Source organism: Quadrisphaera sp. GCM10027208, assembly GCF_042658805.1.
GTDB lineage: Bacteria > Actinomycetota > Actinomycetes > Actinomycetales > SCSIO-59966 > SCSIO-59966.
Map to the genome: position 1 here is coordinate 1 of NZ_JBHSRC010000005.1, position 23,813 is coordinate 23,813.

At 73.5% G+C, this 23,813-nt stretch carries 24 protein-coding genes and 1 pseudogene; 12 read left to right on the forward strand and 13 right to left on the reverse strand.

The annotated features are described in order from the left end of the window. Positions 1-131: 131 nt before the first annotated feature. Genes ACFP6A_RS09335 through ACFP6A_RS09350 form a run of 4 tightly spaced genes read right to left on the reverse strand, consistent with a single transcriptional unit; the run spans position 132 to position 4,343 of the window. Entirely contained in the window at positions 132-1,793 is a 1,662-nt protein-coding gene (locus ACFP6A_RS09335; RefSeq protein WP_379603247.1) for a cytochrome bc complex cytochrome b subunit, read from the reverse strand. Continuing rightward, positions 1,790-2,803 (reverse strand): Rieske 2Fe-2S domain-containing protein, encoded by a 1,014-nt coding sequence (locus tag ACFP6A_RS09340; protein ID WP_379603487.1) that lies wholly within the window; start codon positions 2,801-2,803, stop codon positions 1,790-1,792. Before ACFP6A_RS09340 ends, ACFP6A_RS09335 begins: the two co-directional genes overlap by 4 nt. Before the next feature lie 44 nt (positions 2,804-2,847). Next, on the reverse strand, positions 2,848-3,642 hold the full coding sequence (locus ACFP6A_RS09345) for a c-type cytochrome (protein ID WP_379603248.1): 795 nt from the start codon (positions 3,640-3,642) through the stop codon (positions 2,848-2,850). A gap of 56 nt (positions 3,643-3,698) precedes the next feature. Next, a complete protein-coding gene (locus tag ACFP6A_RS09350) occupies positions 3,699-4,343 on the reverse strand; it encodes a heme-copper oxidase subunit III (RefSeq protein ID WP_379603488.1) in 645 nt (214 codons plus the stop codon). Between the two features lie 92 nt (positions 4,344-4,435). Here ACFP6A_RS09350 and ACFP6A_RS09355 point away from each other — a divergent pair, with 92 nt between their 5' ends. Then, complete coding sequence (locus ACFP6A_RS09355) at positions 4,436-4,876, forward strand: hypothetical protein (RefSeq protein WP_379603249.1); 441 nt, start codon at positions 4,436-4,438, stop codon at positions 4,874-4,876. A gap of 4 nt (positions 4,877-4,880) precedes the next feature. Next, complete coding sequence (gene trpD, locus ACFP6A_RS09360) at positions 4,881-5,903, forward strand: anthranilate phosphoribosyltransferase (protein WP_379603250.1); 1,023 nt, start codon at positions 4,881-4,883, stop codon at positions 5,901-5,903. A 252-nt stretch (positions 5,904-6,155) separates the two neighbouring features. Here trpD and ACFP6A_RS09365 read toward each other — a convergent pair whose 3' ends face one another. The 3 genes from ACFP6A_RS09365 to ACFP6A_RS09375 all read right to left on the reverse strand — a co-directional run bounded on the left by ACFP6A_RS09365 (position 6,156) and on the right by ACFP6A_RS09375 (position 9,666). Continuing rightward, positions 6,156-7,133: an aldo/keto reductase gene (locus ACFP6A_RS09365; RefSeq protein ID WP_379603251.1), complete on the reverse strand. Its 978-nt coding sequence runs from the start codon at positions 7,131-7,133 to the stop codon at positions 6,156-6,158. Positions 7,134-7,545: 412 nt separating this feature from the next. Continuing rightward, positions 7,546-7,830: an Lrp/AsnC family transcriptional regulator gene (locus ACFP6A_RS09370; protein ID WP_379603252.1), complete on the reverse strand. Its 285-nt coding sequence runs from the start codon at positions 7,828-7,830 to the stop codon at positions 7,546-7,548. 18 nt (positions 7,831-7,848) lie between these two features. Then, positions 7,849-9,666, reverse strand: a complete 1,818-nt coding sequence (locus ACFP6A_RS09375; RefSeq protein ID WP_379603253.1) for a DEDD exonuclease domain-containing protein — start codon at positions 9,664-9,666, stop codon at positions 7,849-7,851. A 143-nt stretch (positions 9,667-9,809) separates the two neighbouring features. Between ACFP6A_RS09375 and ACFP6A_RS09380 the strand changes: the two genes are divergently transcribed. From ACFP6A_RS09380 to ACFP6A_RS09390, 3 genes are read left to right on the forward strand one after another with little or no spacing between them, the layout of a single operon-like run. Next, positions 9,810-10,034: a hypothetical protein gene (locus ACFP6A_RS09380; RefSeq protein WP_379603254.1), complete on the forward strand. Its 225-nt coding sequence runs from the start codon at positions 9,810-9,812 to the stop codon at positions 10,032-10,034. Next, a complete protein-coding gene (locus ACFP6A_RS09385) occupies positions 9,997-11,514 on the forward strand; it encodes a peptidase MA family metallohydrolase (protein ID WP_379603255.1) in 1,518 nt (505 codons plus the stop codon). The genes ACFP6A_RS09380 and ACFP6A_RS09385 overlap by 38 nt, the downstream gene beginning before the upstream one ends. Before the next feature lie 11 nt (positions 11,515-11,525). Continuing rightward, positions 11,526-12,659, forward strand: a complete 1,134-nt coding sequence (locus ACFP6A_RS09390; protein WP_379603256.1) for a glycosyltransferase family 4 protein — start codon at positions 11,526-11,528, stop codon at positions 12,657-12,659. 66 nt (positions 12,660-12,725) lie between these two features. Here ACFP6A_RS09390 and ACFP6A_RS09395 read toward each other — a convergent pair whose 3' ends face one another. The 4 genes and pseudogenes from ACFP6A_RS09395 to ACFP6A_RS09410 all read right to left on the reverse strand — a co-directional run bounded on the left by ACFP6A_RS09395 (position 12,726) and on the right by ACFP6A_RS09410 (position 16,956). Then, positions 12,726-13,352 carry a response regulator gene (locus tag ACFP6A_RS09395; protein WP_379603257.1) on the reverse strand — a complete coding sequence of 209 codons (627 nt, stop codon included), beginning with the start codon at positions 13,350-13,352 and terminating at the stop codon, positions 12,726-12,728. Then, positions 13,349-13,741: a hypothetical protein gene (locus ACFP6A_RS09400; RefSeq protein ID WP_379603504.1), complete on the reverse strand. Its 393-nt coding sequence runs from the start codon at positions 13,739-13,741 to the stop codon at positions 13,349-13,351. The genes ACFP6A_RS09395 and ACFP6A_RS09400 overlap by 4 nt, the downstream gene beginning before the upstream one ends. Positions 13,742-13,876: 135 nt before the next feature. Further along, positions 13,877-13,990 (reverse strand): annotated as a pseudogene (locus ACFP6A_RS09405) (hypothetical protein); the annotation flags it as partial. 1,160 nt (positions 13,991-15,150) lie between these two features. Beyond that, entirely contained in the window at positions 15,151-16,956 is a 1,806-nt protein-coding gene (locus tag ACFP6A_RS09410; protein WP_379603258.1) for an AMP-dependent synthetase/ligase, read from the reverse strand. 166 nt (positions 16,957-17,122) lie between these two features. On the opposite strand from ACFP6A_RS09410, the gene ACFP6A_RS09415 reads away from it, so the two are divergent. The 7 genes from ACFP6A_RS09415 (at position 17,123) to ACFP6A_RS09445 (ending at position 22,317) form a co-directional block, all read left to right on the forward strand. Continuing rightward, on the forward strand, positions 17,123-17,473 hold the full coding sequence (locus ACFP6A_RS09415; RefSeq protein ID WP_379603259.1) for a hypothetical protein: 351 nt from the start codon (positions 17,123-17,125) through the stop codon (positions 17,471-17,473). A gap of 72 nt (positions 17,474-17,545) precedes the next feature. Next, positions 17,546-17,989 (forward strand): SRPBCC family protein, encoded by a 444-nt coding sequence (locus tag ACFP6A_RS09420; protein ID WP_379603260.1) that lies wholly within the window; start codon positions 17,546-17,548, stop codon positions 17,987-17,989. 8 nt (positions 17,990-17,997) lie between these two features. Continuing rightward, the gene (locus tag ACFP6A_RS09425) at positions 17,998-19,191 is read left to right on the forward strand and encodes an ArsA family ATPase (RefSeq protein ID WP_379603261.1); all 1,194 of its coding nucleotides are present in this window, start codon (positions 17,998-18,000) and stop codon (positions 19,189-19,191) included. 33 nt (positions 19,192-19,224) lie between these two features. Next, positions 19,225-19,668 (forward strand): hypothetical protein, encoded by a 444-nt coding sequence (locus ACFP6A_RS09430; protein WP_379603262.1) that lies wholly within the window; start codon positions 19,225-19,227, stop codon positions 19,666-19,668. A 10-nt stretch (positions 19,669-19,678) separates the two neighbouring features. Beyond that, positions 19,679-20,620 carry an ROK family glucokinase gene (locus ACFP6A_RS09435; RefSeq protein WP_379603263.1) on the forward strand — a complete coding sequence of 314 codons (942 nt, stop codon included), beginning with the start codon at positions 19,679-19,681 and terminating at the stop codon, positions 20,618-20,620. 2 nt (positions 20,621-20,622) lie between these two features. Further along, positions 20,623-21,597: an ROK family glucokinase gene (locus tag ACFP6A_RS09440; protein ID WP_379603264.1), complete on the forward strand. Its 975-nt coding sequence runs from the start codon at positions 20,623-20,625 to the stop codon at positions 21,595-21,597. A gap of 9 nt (positions 21,598-21,606) precedes the next feature. Continuing rightward, positions 21,607-22,317, forward strand: a complete 711-nt coding sequence (locus ACFP6A_RS09445) for an endonuclease/exonuclease/phosphatase family protein (RefSeq protein WP_379603265.1) — start codon at positions 21,607-21,609, stop codon at positions 22,315-22,317. A gap of 72 nt (positions 22,318-22,389) precedes the next feature. Here ACFP6A_RS09445 and ACFP6A_RS09450 read toward each other — a convergent pair whose 3' ends face one another. Continuing rightward, positions 22,390-22,944 carry a hypothetical protein gene (locus ACFP6A_RS09450; RefSeq protein WP_379603266.1) on the reverse strand — a complete coding sequence of 185 codons (555 nt, stop codon included), beginning with the start codon at positions 22,942-22,944 and terminating at the stop codon, positions 22,390-22,392. Then, positions 22,941-23,702: an alpha/beta hydrolase gene (locus ACFP6A_RS09455; protein ID WP_379603267.1), complete on the reverse strand. Its 762-nt coding sequence runs from the start codon at positions 23,700-23,702 to the stop codon at positions 22,941-22,943. Before ACFP6A_RS09455 ends, ACFP6A_RS09450 begins: the two co-directional genes overlap by 4 nt. Between the last annotated feature and the right edge of the window lie 111 nt (positions 23,703-23,813).

Sequence of the window (23,813 nt, forward strand, 5' to 3'; positions counted from 1 at the left end):
ATGGGCAGCGTCAGAACTCCCATCATCGGAAGACCTCGACCCCTACCCGGCCAACGACGCGCCGTCGCCACCTACACCGTCAACTGCGAAGAGCCACTTTGGTCGTCGTGGACGTCGCCGACCGCAGGCTCTCAGCGGTGAGGCTGGGAGGCCACGGCCTCCTGGATGTCGGAGGTCTCCACCTCGCCGTGGGTCCCGTGCCGCTGGGCGGCCTCGATCTCCGCCGGCGTGGGCGGCTCCACCCGGTCCTCGAAGTAGAACCGCGACAGCCGCTGGCGCCACCGGTCCCGGCGGGCGCCGGGCCGGCGCACGCCGTTCTCGTCGACCTCCGGCTCGATCTCCAGCGGTCGGTAGACCGGGTGCTGGACGAGCACCCACCGCTCCTGCTCACTGAGCGGCTCGTGGACCTCGAAGTACTCGCCGTCCGCCGTCCGTACCACGCGCCCGGTCTCGCGGCCGTGCAGAGCAAGCTCGCGGTCCTTGCGCTGCAGGCCGAGAGCGATCCGCTTGGTGACCCAGAAGGCGATCGGCGGGAGCACGATGAGCCCGATGCGGAAGATCCACATGAGGTCGTTGATGGACATGTTCAGCGACGTGGCGATGATGTCATTGCCACCGTTGGCCCACAGGATCCCGTAGAACGTGATCGCCATGACCCCCAGGCCGGTGCGGGTCGGGTTGTTGCGGGGGCGGTCCAGCAGGTGGTGCTCCCGCTTGTCGCCGGTGGCCGCGGCCTCGATGAAGGGGTAGGCGACGAGGGCCGTCACCATCAGGCCCGGCAGGATCACCGCCGGGATGAGGATGTTGAACGACAGCGTGAACCCCAGGACGGTCCACTCCCACCCGGGCATGAGCCGCAGCGCGCCGTCGAGGAAGCCGACGTACCAGTCCGGTTGGGTTCCGGCGCTGATGGGGGAGGGGTCGTACGGGCCGTAGTTCCAGACCGCGTTGATCTGCACTGTGGCCGCGACGAGCGCGATGAGACCGAACACGACGAAGAAGAAGCCGCCGGCCTTGGCCATGTACACCGGCATGAGCGGGTAGCCGACGACGTTGTCGTTGGTGCGGCCCGGCCCCGGGTACTGGGTGTGCTTCTGCAGGAACACCAGTCCCAGGTGAGCCCCGATGAGGGCGAGCAGGATGCCGGGGATCAGCAGCACGTGCGCGATGAACAACCGCGGGATGATGGCCTCTCCGGGGAACTCGCCGCCGAAGATGAAGAACGACAGGTAGGTGCCGACCACCGGGATCGCCTTGATGATGCCGTCGATGATCCGCAGGCCGTTGCCCGAGAGCATGTCGTCCGGCAGCGAGTAGCCGGTGAAGCCGGCCGCGATGCCGAGCAGGGTCAGCACCGAGCCGATCATCCAGTTGACCTCGCGCGGCTTGCGGAACGCCCCGGTGAAGAACACCCGGAACATGTGCACGACCATCGAGGCGACGAACAGGAGCGCGGCCCAGTGGTGGATCTGCCGCATGAGCAGCCCGCCGCGGACGTCGAAGGACAGGTGCAGCGTCGAGGCGAAGGCCTCGGACATCTCCAGGCCGTTCATCGGGGCGTAGCTGCCCTCGTAGGTGACCAGGCCCATGCTCGGGTTGAACCACAGGGTGAGGAACGTGCCCGACAGCAGCAGGACGATGAAGCTGTAGAGGGCGATCTCCCCGAGCAGGAACGACCAGTGGTCAGGGAAGATCTTGCGGGCCAGGCCACGGACCGCCTTGGAGGCGCCGAGCCGGGTGTCGAGGAAGTCGGCCACCGATCCCGTGGCGCCGGAGGTCGTCGTGGTGCTCATCCGCGCTCCCAGAAGCTCGGGCCGACAGGTTCGTGGAAGTCGCTCTGCGCGACGAGGTACCCCTCGTCGTCCACGGTGATGGGTAGCTGTGGCAACGGTCGCTTCGCCGGACCGAAGATCACCTTGCAGTGCTGCTCGACGTCGAAGGTCGACTGGTGGCAGGGGCAGAGCAGGTGGTGCGTCGTCTGCTCGTAGAGGGCGACCGGGCAGCCGACGTGCGTGCAGATCTTCGAGTACGCGTAGATGCCGTCGACGTCCCAGCCTTCCCGCCCGGGCATCGGCTCGACGTCCTGGGGATCGAGCCGGATGAGCAGGACGGCGGCCTTCGCCTTCTCCTCGAGCGGGTGCTCGGCGTCCTCGATGCCCTCCGGCATCACGTGGTAGACCGACCCTCGGGTGACCTCCGAGGCCTTGATCGGAGTCCCGGACGGGTCCCGGGCGAGCCGCTTGCCGCGCTCCCAGAACGTGTGCGCCAGCTTGTCCTGGGGCAACGGACCCAGGTCGCCGAGCAGCAGGAGGGCCGGCAGCGGGGCCAGCGCGGCCGCCCCGATGAGCGAGTTGCGCAGCAGCGCACGACGGCCCAGGCCGGACTCCTGCGCCCCCAGGGCCAGGATCTCGGCGGCAGCCTCGCGGTCCTCGTCGCTGCCCCGCATCGGGTGGCGCATCTCGATCCGCTCGGTGTCCGGCATCAGCGTCTTGGCCCAGTGGATGGCGCCGACGCCGATCCCGAACATCGCCAGGCCGAGGCCCAGACCAAGCCCGAGGTTGGACTTGAACAGGGTGGCGAAGGTGCCGTCCAGGGGGACGGCGAAGTACGTGACGATGAGCAGGATGCTGCCGAGCGCGGACAGGCCGAACAGCAGGGCCACCTGGCGCTCGGCGCGCTTCGCGGCCCGTGGGTCGGTGTCCGCCAGCCGGTGCCGGTGGGCCGGCAGGCCGGGGTTCTCGAAACGGTCGGGCGCCTCGGTGCGTGCGGCGACGTCCGTGCCGGGCTCCTGCTCGCTGCTCATCGTGTCCTTCGAGTGGTCGTTACCGGGCGGAGGCGTCGGCGTGCTCACGAGGACTTCGCCCCCAGCCACACCGCGGCGCCGATGAGCAGGCCGAGCAGGCCCACCCAGACGAACAGGCCCTCGCTCACCGGTCCGATCGAGCCGAGCGACCAGCCGCCGGCAGGTGAGCGCTCCTCGACGTTCTTGAGGTAGCTGATGATGCTCTGCTTCTCGTCGGGGGTGATGTTCGCGTCGTTGAACACCGGCATCGCCTGCGGCCCGGTCTGCATGGCTTCGTAGATGTGCACGGGCTCGACGTCCATGAGCCCCGGGGCGTACTTGCCGCGGGTCAGGGCGCCGCCGGCACCGACGACGTTGTGGCACATCGCGCAGTTGACCCGGAACAGCTCGTAGCCCTCGGCGATCCGGTCGGGGTCGTCGAGCGGCTGGACGTACTCGTCGTCCGGGATGGCGGGCCCGGGGCCCAGGGAGGCGACGTAGGCCGCCAGCTGGCGGATCTCGTCCTCGCTGAACTCGCCGGGACCACGGCGCGGGGCCTGGACGTCGGTCTTCTGCAGCGGCATCCGCCCGGTGCCGACCTGGAAGTGGACGGCGGCCGCGCCCACCCCGATGAGGCTCGGGCCGTTACGGGTGCCCTCGGCCTGGGTGCCGTGGCAGGTCGCGCAGTTCGCTAGGAACAGCTCCTGGCCGGCCTCGACGTCGTCGGCGCCGGCCGTGGTGCTCGCGGTCGCCTCCCGCGGGGCGACGGTCGCGTAGGCGGCGCCGGTCACCAGGAGGGCCAGGAGGAGCAGCACCACCGTGGCGAGCGGGTGGCGCCGGCGGGCGGCGAGTGCTGTCACTGCGGATCCCTCGTCTCTGGAGAGGTCGTTCAGGTGCGGGCGGGGGACGGGTACGGCTACTGGATGACGTAGATGATGATGAACAGGCCGATCCAGACCACGTCGACGAAGTGCCAGTAGTACGAGGTCACGATCGCGCTGGTGGCTTCGCGATGACCGAACCGCCGGACGGCGAACGCCCGCCCGATGATCATCAGGAAGGCGATGAGGCCGCCGAGCACGTGCAACCCGTGGAAGCCCGTGGTCAGGTAGAAGACGGAGCCGTAGGGGCTGCTCGCGATCGTCACCCCCTCGGTGACGAGCACGGCGTACTCGTAGACCTGGCCGGCGATGAACACCGACCCCATGAGGAAGGTCAGGACGTACCACTCGACCATGCCCCAGCGGCGGACGTCCAGCAGGCCACCGGTGCGCTGCGGCTGGAACCGCTCGGCCGCGAACACCCCCATCTGGCAGGTGAACGAGCTCGCCACGAGGACGAGGGTGTTGACCGTGGAGAACGGCAGGTTCAGCTTCTCCGGCTCGCTCACCCACAGCCCCGGCTCGACGGCCCGGATCGTGAAGTACATCGCGAACAGCCCAGCGAAGAACATCAGCTCGCTGGACAGCCACACGATGGTCCCGACCGCGACCGTGTTGGGCCGGTTGACGGTTACCGGAGCAGCGGCGTGCGCCGTGGTTGCTGTCGACACGGGCGTCATTATGGCCATGAAGCCCCCCTGGCGGGGGACCACCCCCGGATTGTCCGGCGTGCCCTGCGGTCCGCGCCGTCCGGGTCGGTAGCATCCCGGGCGTGGACAGCTTCCCCGGCGACGGACCCCCGGCACGCGAGCAGCCGCTGCGCGTCCTGCTCTACAGCGACGACATCGACACCCGCAACGCGGTGCAGTTGGCCGTCGGCCGTCGGCCGGCCCGGGACCTGCCGCCGGTGGAGTGGTTCGAGTGCGCCACGGCACCCGCCGTCATCGAGCGGATGGACGCCGGCCTCGTGGACGTCGCCGTCCTGGACGGCGAGGCGGCCCCGACCGGTGGGATGGGCCTGTGCCGGCAGCTCAAGAACGAGATCTACCGCTGTCCCCCCATTCTCGTCCTCACTGGGCGTCCCCAGGACGCGTGGCTCGCGGCCTGGTCGCTCGCGGACGCCGCGGTGCCGCACCCGCTGGACCCGTTCGACCTCACCGAGGCGCTGGTCGGGCTGGCTCGCACCCGCCTCGGCGGCGTCCGGGCCGGCTGAGCCCGTGCGCAGCTGGCCTCAGCTGATCGCTGACCTGCTGGCCGGGCACGACCTCGCGGCGGCGGACACCGCCTGGGCCATGGAGCAGGTGATGACCGAGCGGGCCACGCCGGCCCAGCTCGCGGGGTTCCTCGTCGCGCTCCGCGCCAAGGGGGAGACGGTCGCGGAGCTCGACGGGCTCGCCTCGGCCATGCTCGAGCACGCCGTCCCCATCGACGTCCCCGGTCCGCTCGTCGACGTCGTCGGTACCGGCGGCGACCGCGCTCACACGGTGAACATCTCGACGATGGCCACGCTCGTGGTCGCCGGCACCGGACGCACCGTCGTCAAGCACGGAAACCGGGCTGCGTCGTCCGCCTGCGGGTCGGCTGACGTCCTGGAGGCCCTCGGCGTCCGGCTGGACCTGCCGCCTGCCCGGGTGCAGGAGGTCGCCACCGAGGTCGGCATCACGTTCTGCTTCGCGCAGGTCTTCCACCCGTCGTTCCGGCACGCGGCAGTGCCTCGGCGTGAGCTCGGGGTGCCGACCGCCTTCAACTTTCTCGGGCCGCTGACGAACCCGGCGCGACCCCAGGCCTGCGCGGTCGGGGTGGCGGACCTGCGGATGGCGCCGCTCATGGCCGGGGTGCTCGCCGCGCGGGGCACGTCGGCTCTGGTCTTTCGGGGAGAGGACGGGCTCGACGAGCTGACACCGACCGCCCCCACCAGGGTGTGGGAGGTGACCAGCGGCACCGTCCGCGAGCAGCTCGTCGACCCGGTCGACCTCGGCGTGCCCCGAGCGAGCGTGGAGGACCTGCGCGGCGCGGACGCTCGGCACAACGCGGACGTCGCCCGCCGGGTCCTGGACGGCGAACGCGGTCCGGTGCGGGACGCCGTGCTGCTCAACGCCGCCGCGGCGCTGGTGGCCGCCGGGGTTGGTCAGGGCGACCTGACGGAGCGGCTCCAGGCCGGCCTGGCCGAGGCAGAGCGATCCGTGGACGACGGCGCCGCCCGCGCCGTCCTCGACCGCTGGGTCGCCGCCACGCAGTAATCCCCCCCGTGATCATGCAATCCCGCCACCCCCGCACGCCCCCTCGTGATCATGCAATCCCGCCACCCACCGGGTAGCGGGTCCGGCTCACAGGATGCTGGGTTGGTGGCGCGACACGCCGGCTAGGCCGTGCGGGGCGCAGCATTCTGTGGTCCAGGCGCCTGACCCGACATGGCCGCCACGGTCACCAAGCCGCACCTGCTCGTCGCTCCGGTGGGTGACGGCCCGGAGCGGCCGCCGGCGTGCGGGCCTCTAGCGGTTGACGGTGGACATGTCCTCGTAGCGGTCACCCACCGGGGCAGCCACCTTGTCGAGGGCGGCCAGCTGGTCGGTGGTCAGCTCGATGGCGTCCGCCGCGACGTTCTCCTCGAGATAAGCCACCCGCTTGGTACCGGGAATGGGTGCGATGTCGTCACCCTGGGCGAGCAGCCAGGCCAAGGCGACCTGCCCGGGCTTCACGCCCAGCTCGGCGGCCACCGCGTCGACCTGCTCGACGATCCGGATGTTGTGCTTGAGGTTCTCCCCGGCGAAGCGCGGGTTGTGGCGGCGGAAGTCCTGCTCGTCCAGCTGCTCCACGGAGCGGATCGTGCCGGTGAGGAAGCCACGTCCCAGTGGGGAGTAGGGCACGAATCCGATGCCCAGTTCCCGGACGGTGGGGAGGATCTCTTCCTCGGGGTCACGCGTCCACAGCGAGTACTCGGTCTGCAGCGCGGTCACCGGGTGGACCGCGTGGGCTCGGCGGATGGTCTCCGGGGCGGCCTCCGAGAGTCCGACGTGAAGAATCTTGCCCTCCTGGACCAGCTCGGCCAAGGCCCCCATGGTCTCCTCCACGGGGGTGGCCGGGTCCACGCGGTGCTGGTAGTACAGGTCGATGTAGTCGGTGTTCAACCGCCTCAGTGAACCCTCCACCGACAGCCGTACGTTCTCCGCGCTGCCGTCCAGCCCAGGGGTGTCGCCGGCGCGGTGGGAGATGGTGCCGAACTTGGTGGCGACCACTACCTCCGAGCGGCGGCGGCCCAGGGCTCGTCCCAGCAGCTCCTCGTTGGTGTAGGGCCCGTACATCTCAGCGGTGTCGAAGAACGTGACGCCGAGATCCAGTGCCCGGTGGATGGTGGCGATCGACTCGGAGTCGCTGGTGCCGCTGCCGGTGTAGAACGCGGACATGCCCATACAGCCCAAGCCGAGACGTGAGACGTCCAGTCCTGCGGTTCCCAGGGTGACGTGCTTCATGCGTTCTTCCCTTTCCACTCGGTCGTGCCAGGGCCCGAGCCGCGGCTGCGGGCACGTCGTGAGAGGCGCGCCGTCGCGGCGTCGTCGGGGCCGGACTGTTCGTTCCGGCGGCGAAGGGCCTCGTGCTCGCCGGTGGCACCAGTGCCTGCTCTTCGCCGAACGTCACCAGGCTACCGCCGGCTCCGTGGACGGCCACACGAGCGACCGCACACGGTCGGTGAGCATCACCACAGAATGCTGAGCTGGGCGCGGCATTGCCGGCGTGTCGTGCCACCAACCCAGCATTCCGCGAGCGGGCAGTGGGGGCTGGTGGCGGGATTGCATGATCACGAAGAGGGGTCAGGGGAGGGGGGCGCGGGGGTGGCGGGATTGCATGATCACGAAGAGGGGTCAGGAGAGGGGGGAGAGAGAGTCAGTCGCCGTCGAGGCCGATGGCGAAGGCTGCCTCGAGGTCGTGCCGGGAGTAGGTGCGGAAGGCGATGAAGGTCTTCGTCTTGCGGACGCCGGGGACCTTGGAGACGCGGTCGGCGATGACGTCGGCGAGCTGCTCGTGCTCGGCCACTCGGACCATCGCGATGAGGTCGGTGTCGCCGGTGACGGAGAAGACCTCGGAGACCTGCTCGATCTCGGCGATCTCCTGCGCCGCCTCAGGGATGCGGTCGACGTCGGTGTCGATGAGCACGATGGCGGTGATCACGGCGTCACCCTACTGCGGTCACCCGGCTCGTCGGGGCGCGCGCACCGCCCCCCAGTGCGGTGTCTCGGGAAACGGCGTGGCGGCCGCCCGGGCGGACCCGAGCGGGTCGAGCCGGGCCCGGGCAGCGCCTGCACCGTGCACCGGGCTCGCCCACTGCCCGTCGAGGGACACCAGCCGGACTCCCGGGGACTCCAGCCAGCGCAGGATCGTCTCGGTCTCCTCCGGGTGCGCGGCCGGGACTGGCCCGACCGGGCGGGTCACGTGCTCGGCGGTCGAGCGCAGGGCCTCGATGTAGGGCGTCGGGTCCTGGCCCGCCGGTGTCACCGTCGTCCCGGCCAGCCGGCCGAACCGGACGACGACCACCTCCCACCCGCCGGCATCGGCGCGGCGGGCGGCCACGAGCTCAGGGGTGCGGGCCAGCGGAGTGATCCGCTGGGTGCGGGCGGCTGCCCGGACGAGCACGAGCAGCCGGTCGCGGTGGGTGGCGGCGTCCTCGAACCGCTGCGCCGCGGAGAGCCCGGCGATCCGCTCGAGCAGGCACTCCACGACGTCCCGCAGGTCACCGGTGAGCGCGTCCCGGACGGCGGTCACGATCCCGCCGTAGTCGTCCCGCGACTGGTCTCCGGTGCACGGCGCTCCGCACCGGCCCATCTCGGCCAGCACGCAGGCGCTCGCCGTGGGGGAGGGGCGTAGCGGCAACCGGCGCGTGCACTGCCGCAGCCGGAACGCCTCGTGCAAGGCCGCGACCGCCGCCTCGGCCGCCGCGACCGACCCGAACGGACCGAGGTACTGCGCTCCGCGCTCCGCGTCCGGGCCCACCGTGCGCACGATGGACAGTCGGGGGAAGGGCTCGGCGGTCAGCTTGACCCACGGTGCCCGCTCCGGGTGGCGGGACCGGCGGTTGTACCGCGGCTTGTGCTCGGCGATGAGGCGCTGCTCGCGTACCTGCGCCTCCAACGCGGTGGCGCACACGATCGGGGTGACGGCCGCGGCGACCGAGACCATCTCTGCCATCCGGCTGCGGGTCTCCGACGCCGTGAAGTACGACCGCACCCTGGTGCGGATGTCCTTGGAGGTGCCCACGTAGAGCACCCGCCCGCGGTCGTCGCTGAACGTGTAGACGCCAGGGGCGTGCGGCAGTGACTCGGCGAGGTGCCGCTTGCGCCGCTGCGCGGCGGTGACCCGGGAGGTGAAGGTCGTGAGCTCCTCGAGGGAGGTCACCCCGAGGTTGCCCAGTCGGGCGATCATCGCGTGCAGGACGTCGACCGTGGCCCGTGCGTCGTCCAGGGCGCGGTGCGTGGGCGTGGTCGTCGCGCCGAAGAGGCGGGCGAGGGTGGCGAGCTTACGGTTCGGCGCCTCGTCGTCGGTCACGACGTGCCGCGCGATCCGGACGGTGTCGAGCACCTCGAAGCCCGGCCACGGGATCTCCTGCCGGGCTGCGTTCGCCTTGAGGAAGCCGACGTCGAACCCGGCGTTGTGCGCGACCAGGACGCTGCCACGGGCGAACTCGAGGAACGCGGGCAGCGCCTGCTCGATCCGCGGCGCCCGGGCGACCATCGCGTCGTCGATCCCGGTGAGCAGGGCGATGAACGGCGGGATCGGGGTCCCGGGGTTGACGAGCGTCTGGAACTCCCCGAGGACCTCTCCGCCGCGCACCCGGACGGCGCCGATCTCGGTGATGCCGTTCGTCTGCGGCGACCCGCCGGTGGTCTCCAGGTCGACGACGACGAAGGTCGTGTCGCGAAGCGGCGTGCCGAGCTCGTCCAGGGTGGTCTGGACCGGCACGCCGCCACGCGCGACGGCGGAGGAGGGCCGCGCGAGCACCGACGAGGTCATGGCCGGAACGCTAGGCGGGACCACCGACAACCCCGCGGACCGCCACGCGGTCGAGACCGTCCGGAGACCGTTGTCGGTGGTCCCGCCTAGCGTCCGTCGGGCCGGCGCGGAGAGCCCGCCCGGCACGAGGAGGTGCGCGCGACGTGCTCATCGACTGCGAGACCTGCGTGGTGCGGGACGTGGCCTGTGCCGACTGTGTCGTCACCGTGCTGCTGGACCGGTCCGAGTCGCAGGCGCCGGTGGTCCTGGACGACGAGGAGCGCGCCGCGATCGGCGTGCTCGCCGACTCTGGGCTGGTGCCGCCGCTGCGACTGGTGCCGGCGACCTACGATGAGCGGCGTGCAGGGGGTGCGGCGCGGGCCGGCTGAGCGGGTGCGGCCCGGGCACCGCGGCGAGGGTGGGGCCCGTCCCTCGGTCGCGGTCGTCGTCACCGCGGCGCTCGCCGCCCTGCTCGTGGCCGTTGGCCTGCTGCTGGGCGGTGGGGCCGTCCGACTCGGGCCGGGCGGTGAGTCGAGTGCGAGGTCGGGAGCCGCGACCGCGCCGGGGTCCGGCGACGGCACCGGCGCAGGACCGTCGGCTCCGAGCACGGTCGGGCCCCTCACTCCCTCGGTCGACCCGGCGGCGCTGCGCCTGCAGGCGCTCGACGAGCTGCTGGCGGCCCGGGCGGACGCCGTCCTGCGCCGTGACCGCGCTGCCTGGCTGGCGACGGTCGACCCCGCCGCCGGAGAGTTCGCCGCCCGGCAGGCACAGGTCCTCGACCACCTCGCCGAGGTGCCGCTGGCCGGCTGGCGGTACGAGTACGCCGGCGAGGGACCTTCGCTGCCCGCCGAGCGGCGCGCCGTCCTGGGACCCGAGGCCTGGGTCGCCCGCGTCGTGCTCGTCTACCGGCTGGACACCGGTGCCGGGCCCGCCGGTGCCGGGCCCGCCGGCGCCGGGCCCGTCGGCGCCGGGCCCGCCGGGTCCGCCGGGTCCGCCGGCACTGCTGGCACCGCCACCGGAGAGGTCCGCCGGGAGCAGCACCTCACCCTCGTCCGCCGGGGCGACGACTGGTTCGTCGCCGACGACCAGGACGGCGACACCGCCCCGGACCTGTGGGACCTCGGACCGGTGCACGTGGTCCGGGGGCAGCGCTCGCTCGTGCTCGGCACCGCGCCGGTGGCGGACCTCACCCGGTACGCCGCGGAGACCGACGACGCCGCCGTGCGCGTCGACGCGGTCTGGGGCGGCGACTGGCCGCGCACCGTCGTCGTCCTCGTCCCCCGCAGCCAGGAGGAGATGGCTCGCCTGCTGCTGCGCGACGACGACGCCGGCCTGGAGCAGATCGCCGCCGTCACCACCGGTGAGGTCGGGCTCGACGACCCGGGGGAGTCGGCCGACCGCATCGTGGTGAACCCGGCCGGGTTCGACCAGCTCGGTCCGCTCGGGCGCCGGGTCGTGCTGACCCACGAGATCACGCACGTGGCCACGCGGGCGACGACGACCGAGGCGGTGCCGATCTGGCTCAGTGAGGGGTTCGCCGACCACGTCGCGTACCGCGACACCGGGGTCGCCAAGCAGGTCATCGCCCAGGACGTCCTCGACCGGGTCCGCGCCGGCCAGCTGCCCGCGGCGCTGCCGACCCGGCTTGACTTCGACCCCTCCCACGGCGACATCGCCCCCGCCTACTCGGGGTCGTGGCTGGCCGCCGACCTCGTCGCGGTGCGCTGGGGGGAGGAGGCGCTCGTCGGCCTCTACCGGACCGTCGCCGCGGGCACCCCCGTCGACGAGGCCCTGACCGCACTCCTCGGTCTCGACGAGGCCGCGTTCACCCGTGAGTGGCAGGCGTACCTCACTCAGCTCGCCTCGTAGGGTGGCGCCTCGTGCGCACCCTCGTCGTCACGAACGACTTCCCGCCGCGGACCGGAGGGATCGAGTCGTTCGTGCTGGCGATGGTGCAGCGGATGCCGGCCGGGTCGGTCGTCGTGCACACCGCTCGCCAAACCGGTGACCGGGCCTTCGACGCACACCTCGACGTCCCTGTGGTGCGGGACTCCTCGCGGTTCATGGTCCCCACCCCGGCGATCGCCCGCCGGGCCGCCGACCTCGCCCGCGCCGAGGGCTGCGACCGGGTCTGGTTCGGCGCCGCCGCACCGCTGGCCCTGATGGCCCCCACCCTGCGTGCCGCCGGTGTGCGGCGGGCGGTCGCCACCACGCACGGGCACGAGGTGTGGTGGGCCGGGGTCCCGGGGACCCGTCAGGCGCTGCACGCGATCGGGGAGCGCACCGACGTCGTCACTTACCTCGGGGAGTCCACCCGCTCGCGCATCGCCCCGGCGCTGAGCCCGGCTGCCCGGGCCCGGATGGTCCAGCTGACCCCCGGCGTCGACCCGGAGGTCTTTCACCCGGACGTCGACGGGACCGTCGTCCGAGCCCGGCACGGGCTGCAGGACCGCCCGGTGGTCGTCTGCGTGTCCCGGATGGTCGCGCGCAAGGGACAGGACGTGCTGGTCCGGGCGCTGCCGCTGATTCGGGCCCGGGTCCCGGACGCCGCCCTGCTGCTCGTCGGGGACGGCCCTCACCGGCCGGCGGTCGAGCGCCTGGTCCGCCAGCTCGGCCTGGAGCGGGACGTCGTGCTCACCGGGCGGGTGCCGTGGGGGGAGATCCAGCACCACTTCGCCGCCGGGGACGTGTTCGCGATGCCGAGCCGGACCCGGCTCGGCGGGTTGGAGGTCGAGGGGCTCGGCATCGTCTACCTGGAGGCGGCCGCGGCGGGACTGCCGGTCGTCGCCGGCAGCTCAGGCGGTGCTCCGGACGCCGTTCTGGACGGCGAGAACGGGTTCGTCGTCGACGGACGGCGGGTGGTCGACGTCGCCGACCGGGTCACCCGGCTGCTGCTCGACCGCCGGCTCGCCGCCGACTTCGCCCGCCGGGGTCGCCAGTGGGTCCTGGAGAAGTGGTCGTGGTCCCAGCAGGCCGACCGGCTGCAGCGCCTGCTCGCCGGCCACCCGGGTTGACCTCACGGCCCGCCGACCAGCTGCATCGTCGCGGCGACGACCGCCAGCCCGGGCAGCGCGCGGCGCTCAGTCCGAGGGGATAAGCCGCAGCCGGACGGCGTTCATCACCGCCTGGGCCCGGTTCGTCGCACCCAGCTTGTCGTAGACCTTGGCGACGTGGGTCTTGACCGTGGACTCCGACAGGTAGAGCCGGCGCGCCACCTGGTGGATGGACAGACCGTCCTTGAGCAGGTGGAGCACCTCGGACTCCCGGGGTGTCAGCCGCGGCCGGTCGTCGGTGGCTCGCCGGCGCACCGCCGCCGCCAGGTCGGCGGCGGAGAACGTGTCCGGGGCGGTGGCTGCCCGGCGCACTGCCGAGACGACGTCGTCCAGGCCGGCACTCTTGAGGACGAGGGCTGTGGCGCCGGCCTCCAGGGCCGCGAACAGGGTGTCGTCGTCGCCGTGCATGGTGAGCACGACGATGCCGAGTCGGGGCATCTCCCGCCGGGCGCGGCGGCACAGGTCGAGCCCGTTGCCGTCGCCCAGGGAGACGTCGCAGACCAGGACGTCGGGCCGCGCGTCCAGCAGCGCCGTCCACCCGCTCTGCACGCCGTCCGCCTCGGCGACGACGTCGAGCCCCTCCTCGGCGTCGAGGATCGCGCGGATCCCGCCGCGTACCACGGTGTGGTCGTCCACCAGCAGGATGCGGGTCATCGCAACGCGTCCGTCCCCTCGGGCCCGGGTCGTGCGGTCCCGGCGGTTTCGCCTGCGACCCCTGGCTGGAGGCCGCCGTCCTCCGCGGCCGAGTCGACGGGGCCGATCCGCAGCGCGGTGACCCAGCCCTGAGCGGCCCCGGTCGTGGTGATCCGCCCGCCGAGGCCGGCGAGCGCGGCGGCGAACTCCGGTGCCGGTTCCCAGCGGGCCCTGCCGTCGTGGCGCAGCTCCAACTCGGCGGCCGGAGGGTCGGTCCGCAGCGCCACGTGCACCCGGGTGACGTCCGGGTCGCCGCGCACCGCCGTGAGGAAGTCCTGCGCCAGGCGCATCAGCGCGGACTCGACGTGAGCCGGCAGCCGGAACGGCGACTCCCTCAGCTCCGAGGTCACCGCGGCACCGGTGGCCGGGCCCAGGCTCTGCACGGCGGCGGACAGCGCAGCGCCGAGGCCCCGTTCGGGGCGCACCGAGGTGCGCAGCGCGGCGATGGAGTACCGGATGTCCTGGATGGTCTGGTTGAGCTGTCGGCGGACGACGAGCAGCTCCCCGGCGAGCCCGGGGTCGCGCTGGCGCAGCCGGCGCTGGACGAGGTCGAGTGCGAACCCGAGGGCGACGAGGTCCTGGGCCACGCCGTCGTGCATCTCCCTGGCCAGCCGTTCCCGCTCTGCCACCTCGCTGAGGTGCGGAGCTCGACGAACGCCATCGCCGCGTGCAGCCGCGGGGCGCTGGTGCGGACGGCAGCCTCCACCGCCCCAACCTCCTCGGCGGAGAACGGCCGGGCGGCGAGTCGTTCGAGAATGAGCACACCCAGCAGCTCGTCGGCCCCGTCGGCCACCGGGACGACGAGCACGGCGGACCCTGTCCGCCGGCCTGCGGCGTCCGCCTCCCGGACGTCGTGCACGGTCCGCCGTGACACCCAGGCCTCGTGCGCGGTGCCCTGCTCCTTCACCGGGTCCCGCCAGGGCACCCGGTCGGCGCCCCGGACGACGACCGGACTCACCTCGTCGGGTCCGATCTGGACCAGGACGGCGGCCCGCTCGGCGGGTGCAGCGGCCAGGGCGGTGTCCAGGAGCATCTCCGCGACGGCAGGGACGTCGAACCCCGCGGGCAGCCGTCGTGCCAGGTCCCGAAGCCGCCCCAGCAGCAGGCCGGCCTCCTCGGCCGCCGCGTCGGTGCGGCGCTGCGCGTCAAAGCGGGCGGTCGCGCCGTACGCCCAGCCACCGAGCAGGGCGATGGCCACCGCGAGGGCGGACCACTGCACGGCGGGCAGCCACGGTCCGGCAGCGGCGAGGTGCCACCCGGTGGCGGCTGCGGCGCGGCCGACGGTCACTGCGGCGAGCACGCCGGACGTCACCAGCCCGGCCCGCAGCCCGTGCTGCTCACCGGCGCGGAAGGCGGGTACGAGCAGCAGCGGGAGGAGGGCGGCGTGTCCGGGGTAGCCGACGACGACGGCGAGCAGCACCATCCCGGTCTGCACGGTGAGCACCTGCAGCCGCCGCCGGTCCGTGGTGGTCTGCGCCGCGACGACCTCGAGGACGACCAGTCCGAGCGCCCACGGCAGCACCTCGGTGAAGGTTCCCTGCGCGGCGGCGACGCCGAGCGCGAGCAGGCACAGGCCGACCCGCACCCAGCCCGGCAGGTCGGGCAGCGTCACTCGCTCGCGCCCCCAGCGTTCTGGGCCGTTCGTCGTGGACGGCATGACGTGATCGGGCCTCCCCCCTCCCGCACCAGCATGCTCACCGGCTGCGGCGCTGTCAGCCGATTGCCAGAAGTCGCCGTCCGACAGCCTGACCGCGAGCGGTCAGGCCTTGTACATCTCGTCCACCTTGTGCGCGAAGTCCTTGAGCACCTCGCTGCGCTTGAGCTTCAGTGACGGGGTGAGGTGACCCGACCCCTCGGTGAGCTCGCTGTGCAGGATCTCGAACTTGCGGATCGACTCCGCCCGCGACACCGAGGCGTTCGCCTCGTCGATGGCCGACTGGATCGCCGCCCGCACGTCCGGGTCCTGGGCGGCCTCGGCCGGGGTCATCTCCGGCTTGCCGTGGTTCGACAACCACGTCGGCAGCATCTCCGGGTCGAGGGTGATCAGAGCCGCGATGTACGGCTTCTGGTCCCCGATGACGAGGCACTGGTCGACCAGCGGGTGCGCGCGGATCCGGTCCTCCAGCGCCGCGGGGGCGACGTTCTTGCCGCCGGCGGTCACGAGGATCTCCTTCTTGCGCCCGGTGATCCGCAGGAAGCCGTCCTCGTCGAGCTCGCCGAGGTCCCCGGTCTTGAACCAGCCGTCCTCGTCGAACGCCTCCTTCGTCGCGGCCTCGTTGTTCCAGTAGCCCCGGAACACGTGCGGCCCCTTGATCAGGATCTCCCCGTCGTCGGCGATCTTCACCGAGTTGCCGGGCAGCTGCGGGCCCACCGTGCCGATCTTGATGAGCTCCGGGGTGTTGACACTGGTCGGTGCGGTCGTCTCGGTGAGCCCGTAGCCCTCGAGGACGACGAGACCGATGCCGCGGAAGAAGTGACCCAGCCGCTCCCCGAGCGGCGCGCCGCCGGAGATCGCGTACTTCGCGCGGCCACCGAGGGCCTGCCGGATCTTGCCGTAGACGAGCCGGTCGAAGACGGCGTGCTGGATCCGCAGACCCAGGCCGGGACCACCGGAGTCCAGCGCCCGGGAGTAGTCGATGGCGACCGCGGCGGCCCGGCGGAAGATGTTGCCCCGGCCGTCGGCCTCGGCCTTCTGCTCCGCGGAGTTGTAGACCTTCTCGAAGACCCTGGGGACTGCCAGCACGTAGGTGGGCCGGAAGCTCGCCAGGTCCGGCATGAGGTTCTTGACGTCGGGGGTGTGCCCCATCGTCACCGCCGCGGCGACGTTGAGGACCTGGATGAAGCGGGCCAGCACGTGGGCCAGCGGCAGGAACATCAGGGCCGAGGCCTCTGTGTCGTCGACTCTGTAGTCGACGACCTCGTGCAGCCGGGCCACGGCGTTCTTGGACAGCACGACGAAGTTGCCGTGGGTCAGCTCGCAGCCCTTGGGCCGCCCGGTCGTGCCGGAGGTGTAGATGATCGTCGCCAGGTCGTGCAGGCCGGCGATCCGGCGTCGCTCCTCAACCGTGGCGTCGTCGACCTCGGTGCCGGCCGCGGTGACCTCGGCGACCGCGCCGCTGTCGATCTGCCAGACGTCTCGCAGGGCGGGCAGCTTGTCTCGCGCGCTCGCCACCGTCGCGGCGTGCGAGGAGGTCTCGACGAAGCAGGCGACGGCGCCGGAGTCGCCGAGGATCCACTGGACCTGCTCGGCGGAGGAGGTCTCGTAGATGGGGACCGTGACCGCACCGGCGAACCAGTTCGCGAAGTCGATGAGTGTCCACTCGTACCTGGTCCGGGCCATCAGCCCCACCCGGTCGCCGGGCTGGACCCCGGCGGCGATGAGCCCCTTGGCGAGCCCGGTGACCTCGGCGAGGAACTCCCGGGCGGTGACGTCCTGCCAGCGGTCGGCGACCGGCCGGCGGAACACCACCTTGTGGGGGTCGGACACCGCGTTGTCGACCACGAGGTCGGTGAGGTTCGACGACGGGTCGACCTCGACGAGTGGCGGGACGTGCACTTCACGCACGGGGGACTCCAGTTCCGAGAGGGTGGACGATCCTGCCTGTGACCTTAGCGGCCGCTACTGACGAACGGGAGACCTGTGACCGCGCTGTGACCTGTGGCGCTTCCGCCTGTGACCTGCGGCGCTGTCGTTCAAGTCCGCCGGTCCGGCTGACGATGGGGCTCGGGAGATGACCAGGGACGACGACCGCCCGCCAGCCGCTGCCCGCTGCCCGCAGTGCGCAGCCCGCAACGCCGCCACCGCCCAGTGGTGCACCCAGTGCTACGCACCGCTCGGTGGCGGGGTCTCGGACATCGCACCGGCTCCGGTGACGGTGCCGGTCACCGACCAGCCAGGGACCCGGGACGCCGAGCGGCTGCTCGCCGAGCTCGCCGCCGCCGAGCGGCGCCCGACGCCCTCGCCGCGGCTGTTGGCACTCGTGGCGACACCCGGCTCGCGAGTCGCCGTCATGCTGGTGGGCACCGTGCTCGTCAGCGCGGTCGGGTTCGGCTTGCTCGCCCTGGTCGGCTCGGTGCTGTGACGGTGGTGCGCGGTAGCCTTCCGCGCACCACGGGCGCCCCGCCCACCACCCGTGACCGGAGGAGCCGGGCCGATGGCCGACCGCACCGAGTCCCGCACGCACGTCGACGCCGCGCCGGCCGACGTGCTCGCGGTCATCGCGGACCTCGAGGCCTACCCGCAGTGGGCCAACGGGATGAAGGACGTCAAGGTGCTGTCCCGTGACGGCGACGGCCGACCGGAGCAGGCCCGCTTCGTCGTGGACAGCGGGCCGGTCAGCGACACCTACACCCTGGCCTACACCTGGGACGTCGCTCCCGACGGCACCGGGACCGTGTCCTGGCGACTGGTCGAGGCGCAGGTCATCACCCGGCTGGACGGCGAGTACGAGCTGGTGGCGGACGGCGACGGCACGGACGTCTTCTACCGGCTCACCGTCGACGTCCGCATCCCGATGCTCGGCATGCTCAAGCGCAGGGCGGAGAAGGTTGTCATCGACACCGCGCTCAAGGAGCTGAAGAAGCGGGCCGAGGGCTGACGTCGTCCGTGCGGGTCATCCTCCTCACCGGCAAGGGCGGCGTCGGCAAGACGACCACGGCGGCCGCCACGGGGCTGCACGCCGCCCGCCGCGGCACGAAGACCCTCGTGCTGTCCACCGACCCGGCGCACTCCCTCGCCGACGCGCTCGGCGTCCCGGTCGGGGCCGAGCCGACCGAGGTCGAGCCCGGGCTCTTCGCCCAGCACGCGGACCCCCGGACCCGGATGGACCGGGCCTGGCAGGGCGTCCGGGAGTACCTGCTCGGCGTCCTCGACGCGGTCGGGGTCGAGCCGGTCGCCGCGGAGGAGCTCACGGTCCTGCCCGGGGTGGACGACGTCCTCGCCCTGCTCGAGCTGCGCGACCAGGTGCGGACCGGGCCGTGGGACCTCGTCGTCGTCGACTGCGGGGCCACCGCCGAGACCCTTCGGCTGCTCGCCCTGCCCGAGTCGCTGTCCTGGTACCTGGACGCCGCGGTGCCGGCCGAGCGCCGGATCGCCCGCGCCGTCCGGCCGGTGCTGGAGCGGGCCGGCGGGCTGCCGCTGCCGTCCGAGGCGGTCCTCGGGGCCGTGGACCGGCTGCGCCGCGAGCTGACCGACGTGCACGCCGTGCTGACCGCGCCCACCACCTCGGTGCGGGTGGTGCTGACGCCGGAGGCCGTGGCCGTGGCGGAGGCCCGACGCACGCTGACGTCGCTGGCCCTGTTCGGGTTCGCCGTCGACGGCGTCGTCGTCAACCGCCTCGTGCCGGACGGCGCGGACCCGTGGCGGTCGGCGTGGGCCCGGACGCAGGCCGAGCAGCTGAGCGCCGTCCGGGCCGCCGTGGGGTCGCTGCCGGTCGTGACCGGGCCGTACCTGCCCGCCGAGCCGGTGGGGGTGGACGCGCTCGCCGACCTCGCCGGCCGGCTGTACCCCGGTGGCGCGGCGGCCGGGGACCCGCTGGCGGTGGCGTCGGTGCCCCCGCCGGTCCAGGTGCAGCGGGACGGCCAGGACTTCGTGCTGGAGCTGCGCCTGCCGGACGCCCGGGGCGAGGACGTCGACCTGGCCCGTGACGGCGACGACCTCGTCGTCACCGTCGGCCCGTACCGCCGCCACCTCACCCTGCCGTCAGCGCTGCGGCGCTGCGACGTCCAGGGCGCTGCGCTGCGGAAGGGCGTCCTGGGTGTCCGGTTCCGCCCGGACCCGGCGCTGTGGAGGACCTGGTGAGCGGGAGGACGACCTGGTGAGCGGGAGGACCTGGTGAGCGCCACACCGCCGCACGGCAGCCTCGCCGAGGAGGCGGCCCGGCTGGTCTCGGCCCTGCAGGACGCCGCCTCGGCCTGGTCCGCCAGTGCCGGTGAGGGGGCCGGTGAGCGGGCCGGGCCCGACGGCCAGCACGAGCACACCGCCACCCCGGCGGCGTGCCGGGTCTGCCCGCTGTGCCAGGCGATCGCCGTCGTCCAGAGCCTGCGGCCGCAGACCGTCCAGCACCTGTCGGACGCCGCCGCCTCGCTGGCGGCGGCCGTCGCCGACGTCGTCGCGGCCAGCCGCGCCGCCACCACCGATGCCACCGACGCCACCGACCCCGCCGGCCCCACCTGCCCCACCGGCCCCGCTGCCACGCCGTCGGGCACCGCCGGGCAGCCGCCGCCACCGCGGGACGCCCGCCTGCAGCACATCGACATCACCGTCCGGGACGACTGAGGGGGCACCCGTGCACACCATCGGACTCGACATCGGCGGCACCAAGATCGCTGCCGGGCTGGTGACGGAGGGCGGGAGGGTCGTCCGCACGGTCCGCCGGGAGACCCCGGCGAACGACGTCACCGCGATCGAGGACGCCGCCGCCGACGCCGTCGCCGAGCTCGTCGCCGAGCACGACGTCGAGGCCGTGGGTGTGGCCGCCGCCGGCTTCGTCGGCGTCGACCGGTCGACGATCGTCTTCGCGCCGAACCTGGCCTGGCGGGACGAGCCGATGGGCCGTGACCTGGAGGCACGCACCGGCCTGCCGGTCGTCGTGGAGAACGACGCCAACGCCGCGGCGTGGGGGGAGTTCCGGCACGGCGCCGGCCGGGACATCGAGGACATGGTCCTCGTCACCGTCGGCACAGGGCTCGGCGGCGGCGTCGTCACCGACGGCCGGCTGCTGCGGGGGCACGCCGGTTTCGCCGCCGAGCTCGGGCACGTCCGTGTCGTCCCCGACGGCCACCGCTGCGGCTGCGGCAACCGCGGCTGCTGGGAGCAGTACGCCTCGGGTCGGGCGCTGGTCCGGGAGGCCCGCGAGCTCGCCTCCACCGACAGCCCGATGGCGGCCCGGCTGCTCGAGCTGGCCGACGGCAAGCCCGAGCGGATCGAGGGACCGCACGTCACCCAGGCCGCGGAGGAGGGCGACCCGGCGGCCATCGAGCTGCTCGCCGACCTCGGGCGCTGGCTGGGGGAGGGGCTGGCGAGCATCGTCGCCGTCCTCGACCCGGCCGTCATCGTCGTCGGCGGCGGGGTGTCCGCGGCCGGGGACCTGCTGCTGCAGCCGACCCGCGCGGCGTTCCGCCGTCAGCTCACCGCGCGCGGGTACCGGCCGGAGCCCCGGATCGTGCCGGCCCTGCTCGGCAACGACGCCGGCGTGATCGGCGCCGCGGACCTGGCCCGCCTGCGCTGACCGTGGCCCTCGCGATCGGCGTCGACATCGGCGGCACGAAGATCGCCGCCGGGCTCGTCGACGAGGACGGCGCGGTGCGCGGGTGGCACCGGCGCGCCACGCCGGGCAGCGACGTCCAGCTCGTCGAGGACCGCATCGTCGGCGCAGTCGCCGCGCTGCGGGCCGCCGCGACCGGTCGGCGGCAGGCCGTCGTCGCCGTCGGCGTCGGCGCCGCCGGGTTCGTCTCCGCGGGCGGGACCCGGGTGCTGTTCGCCCCGCACCTGGCCTGGCGGGACGAGCCCCTCCAGCAGGCACTGCAGGAGCGCATCGACCTGCCCGTGCACGTGGACAACGACGCCAACGGGGCCGCCTGGGCCGAGGCCCGGTTTGGGGCCGGTCGGGGCGAGAGCCGGCTGGTCTGCGTGACGCTCGGCACCGGGATCGGTGGCGGGATCGTCATCGACGGCCGGCTCGAGCGGGGCCGGTACGGGCTCGCCGGGGAGTTCGGGCACATGGTGGTCGTCCCCGGCGGGCACCGGTGCGAGTGCGGCAACCGCGGCTGCTGGGAGCAGTACGCCTCGGGCCGGGCCCTGGGCCGGGAGGCCCGCGCCCTGCTGGCGTCGGGGTCGCCGTCCGCCCAGCCCCTGCTCGCCCGGGCCGGCGGCGACCCCGCGCAGCTGACCGGCGAGGTGGTCACCCAGGCCGCGACGGACGGCGACCCGGCAGCGGGCGAGCTGGTCACCGAGGTGGGGGAGTGGCTGGGCGCCGGCCTGGCGAACCTGGCCGCCGCACTGGACCCGGGCACGTTCGTCGTCGGCGGCGGGGTCGCCGCCGCCGGGGACCTGCTGCTGGATCCGGCGCGGGCGGCGTTCGCCCGCACCCTGACCGGTCGCGGGCACCGCCCGCCCGCGCAGATCGTCGCCGCCGAACGTGGCCCGCTGGCCGGCGTCGTCGGCATGGCCGACCTCGCCCGTCGGGCCGTCCTGGACGGCCGGTAGCGTCCAGCCGTGCCCAGCGAGGACGACGCCACGTCGACGCTGCGGGTGATGACCTGGAACGTGCGCGACCTGCGCGGCGACCCGCTCGCCGTCCACCGGGTGCTGCGCTCGGCGCACGCCGACGTCGTCTGCCTGCAGGAGGCGCCCCGGACGTGGCTGAGCCGCAACCGGATCGCCGACCTGGCCCGCCGGGCCGGGATGCTCTACGTCACCGGCGGCCGCGCCTCCGGCGGGACGGCCCTGCTGGCCCGGGTGCGCGTCGACGTCAGCCGGCCGAGCGCCGTCCGGCTGCCGGTGGCGGGCCGGTTCACCCGGCCGCGTGGCGCGGTGTCGGCGGTCGTCGCCCTGCCCGGGACCCGCCCCGTCCTGGTCGTCGGCGTCCACCTCGGCCTGGACGACGCCGAGCGCGCCGACCACGTCGCCCGGGTCCTCGAGCACGTGCGGTCCGTCGGGCTACCGGCGGTCGTGGCCGGGGACCTCAACGAGCCACCCGGCGGGCCGTCCTGGCAGGCCCTGGGCGCGGTGGTCGCCGACCCCGCGGCGGACGACGGCCTGCCGACCTTTCCGGCGCGTCGGCCCCGGCACCGCATCGACGTCGTCCTGGTGGACCCGGTCCTCGACGTGCTGGGCCACGGGTCGCCCGACGGCGTCGACCCCGGTGACGTGCTGCTGGCCAGCGACCACCTGCCGGTCGCGGCCACGGTGCGGCTGCTGCGCTGAGCCCCCGGCCCCTGCGGGGTGTGCCGACCTGCCCAGGCCACGTGGGGCAGGGTCAGACGACGTCAGGCAGGGTCAGACCACGGCGCCGTCGTCGTCGTCGCCCGGGTCGCGCCGGCTCGGCATCCGCGCGACCAGGGTGACGAACCCGGCGACGAACGCGCCGACGGCCACCAGGATCAGCAGCTGCGGCACGTCCCGCCAGAACAGCGCGGTCAGCAGGAAGAACAGGGGGGAGCCGAGGACCCCCGCCCACGCCGCCATCGTGATGGCGTCACTGCGGGGCAGCGGCGGCGGCTCCGGCGGGACGAAGCCCTCCTCCTCGTCGTCCGGGTCGGGCCGTGCGGCGGCCTCCCGGGCCCGGTCCCCGCCGACGTGGGTGGGCACGACGTCCCAGTCCACCGGGTGCCCCGTGCCCTGAGGGTCCCTGGGGTCGGCGCGATCGGTGTCGCGGGCGTCGTCGGGGTCGCCGGGGGCGTCGGGGTGGTCGGTGTCCTCGGTGTCCTCGGCGGCCGGCCAGCGGCCCACCGGCGTCGCGTCGTCCTGGTCCCAGTTGGCCACGATGTCCGCCCAGGCCGCTTCGAGGTCGACGTTGCTGTCGTCGTCGCGCTCGGGAGGCACGCCGGTCACGTCGCGTCCCCGGCGGTGACCCGCTCCACGAACTCGGCGCTCCCGGTGAAGATCGTCTCGGCGTCGTTGTCGAGAGTCGCGACGTGGTAGCTGTCGTGCAGCACGACCTCGGTGACGTCCGTCGAGGACACCCGGGACAGGATCAGCGCGGTGCTCGACGCCGGGACGACGTGGTCCACGGCGGAGCGGAACACCAGCAGCGGCTGGAACACCTCCGGCAGGTCACGCACGAGGTCCTTCTGGGCACGCAGCAGCGAGGCCAGCGCCCTGAGCGGCAGACGGTCGTACCCCACCTCGGTCTGACCGGGCTTCTTGATGTCGTCGGTGATCCCCGGGAAGGAGGGGATGACCCGGTGCAGCAGCGGCACGGCGGGCAGCAGCACGTGCTCGAGCTTGGCGGCCGGGTTGACCAGGACGACGCCCGCGACGTCCGGGCCGTGGTCCTCGGCCAGCCGCAGGGCCAGGGCGCCGCCCATGGACAGGCCGCCGACGACGACGGCCCGGTGGGAGCGGCGCAGGTCGCGGAACTCCCGCTCGACGTGGCTGTACCAGTCGGCCCACTGGGTGACGTTCGCCTCCTGCCACGTCGTGCCGTGGCCGGGCAGGCGGGGGACGCGGACGGTGTAGCCGTCCTTGGCCAGGTGCTCCCCCCACGGGCGCATACTGTGCGGGCTGCCGCTGAGGCCGTGGACGAGCAGGACCGCGACGTCACGGTCCCCGTCGTGGCTGAACGGCTCGGCTCCTGGGACGACTGGCACGACATCATCGTGACACGTGCCCCGGGTGCGGTACAGGGCGTGCCCCGACCTGCGCCCCGTAGAGTGAGGCGCACGTCACCCCCGCGGTGACGGACCGGAGGTGGAGACCAC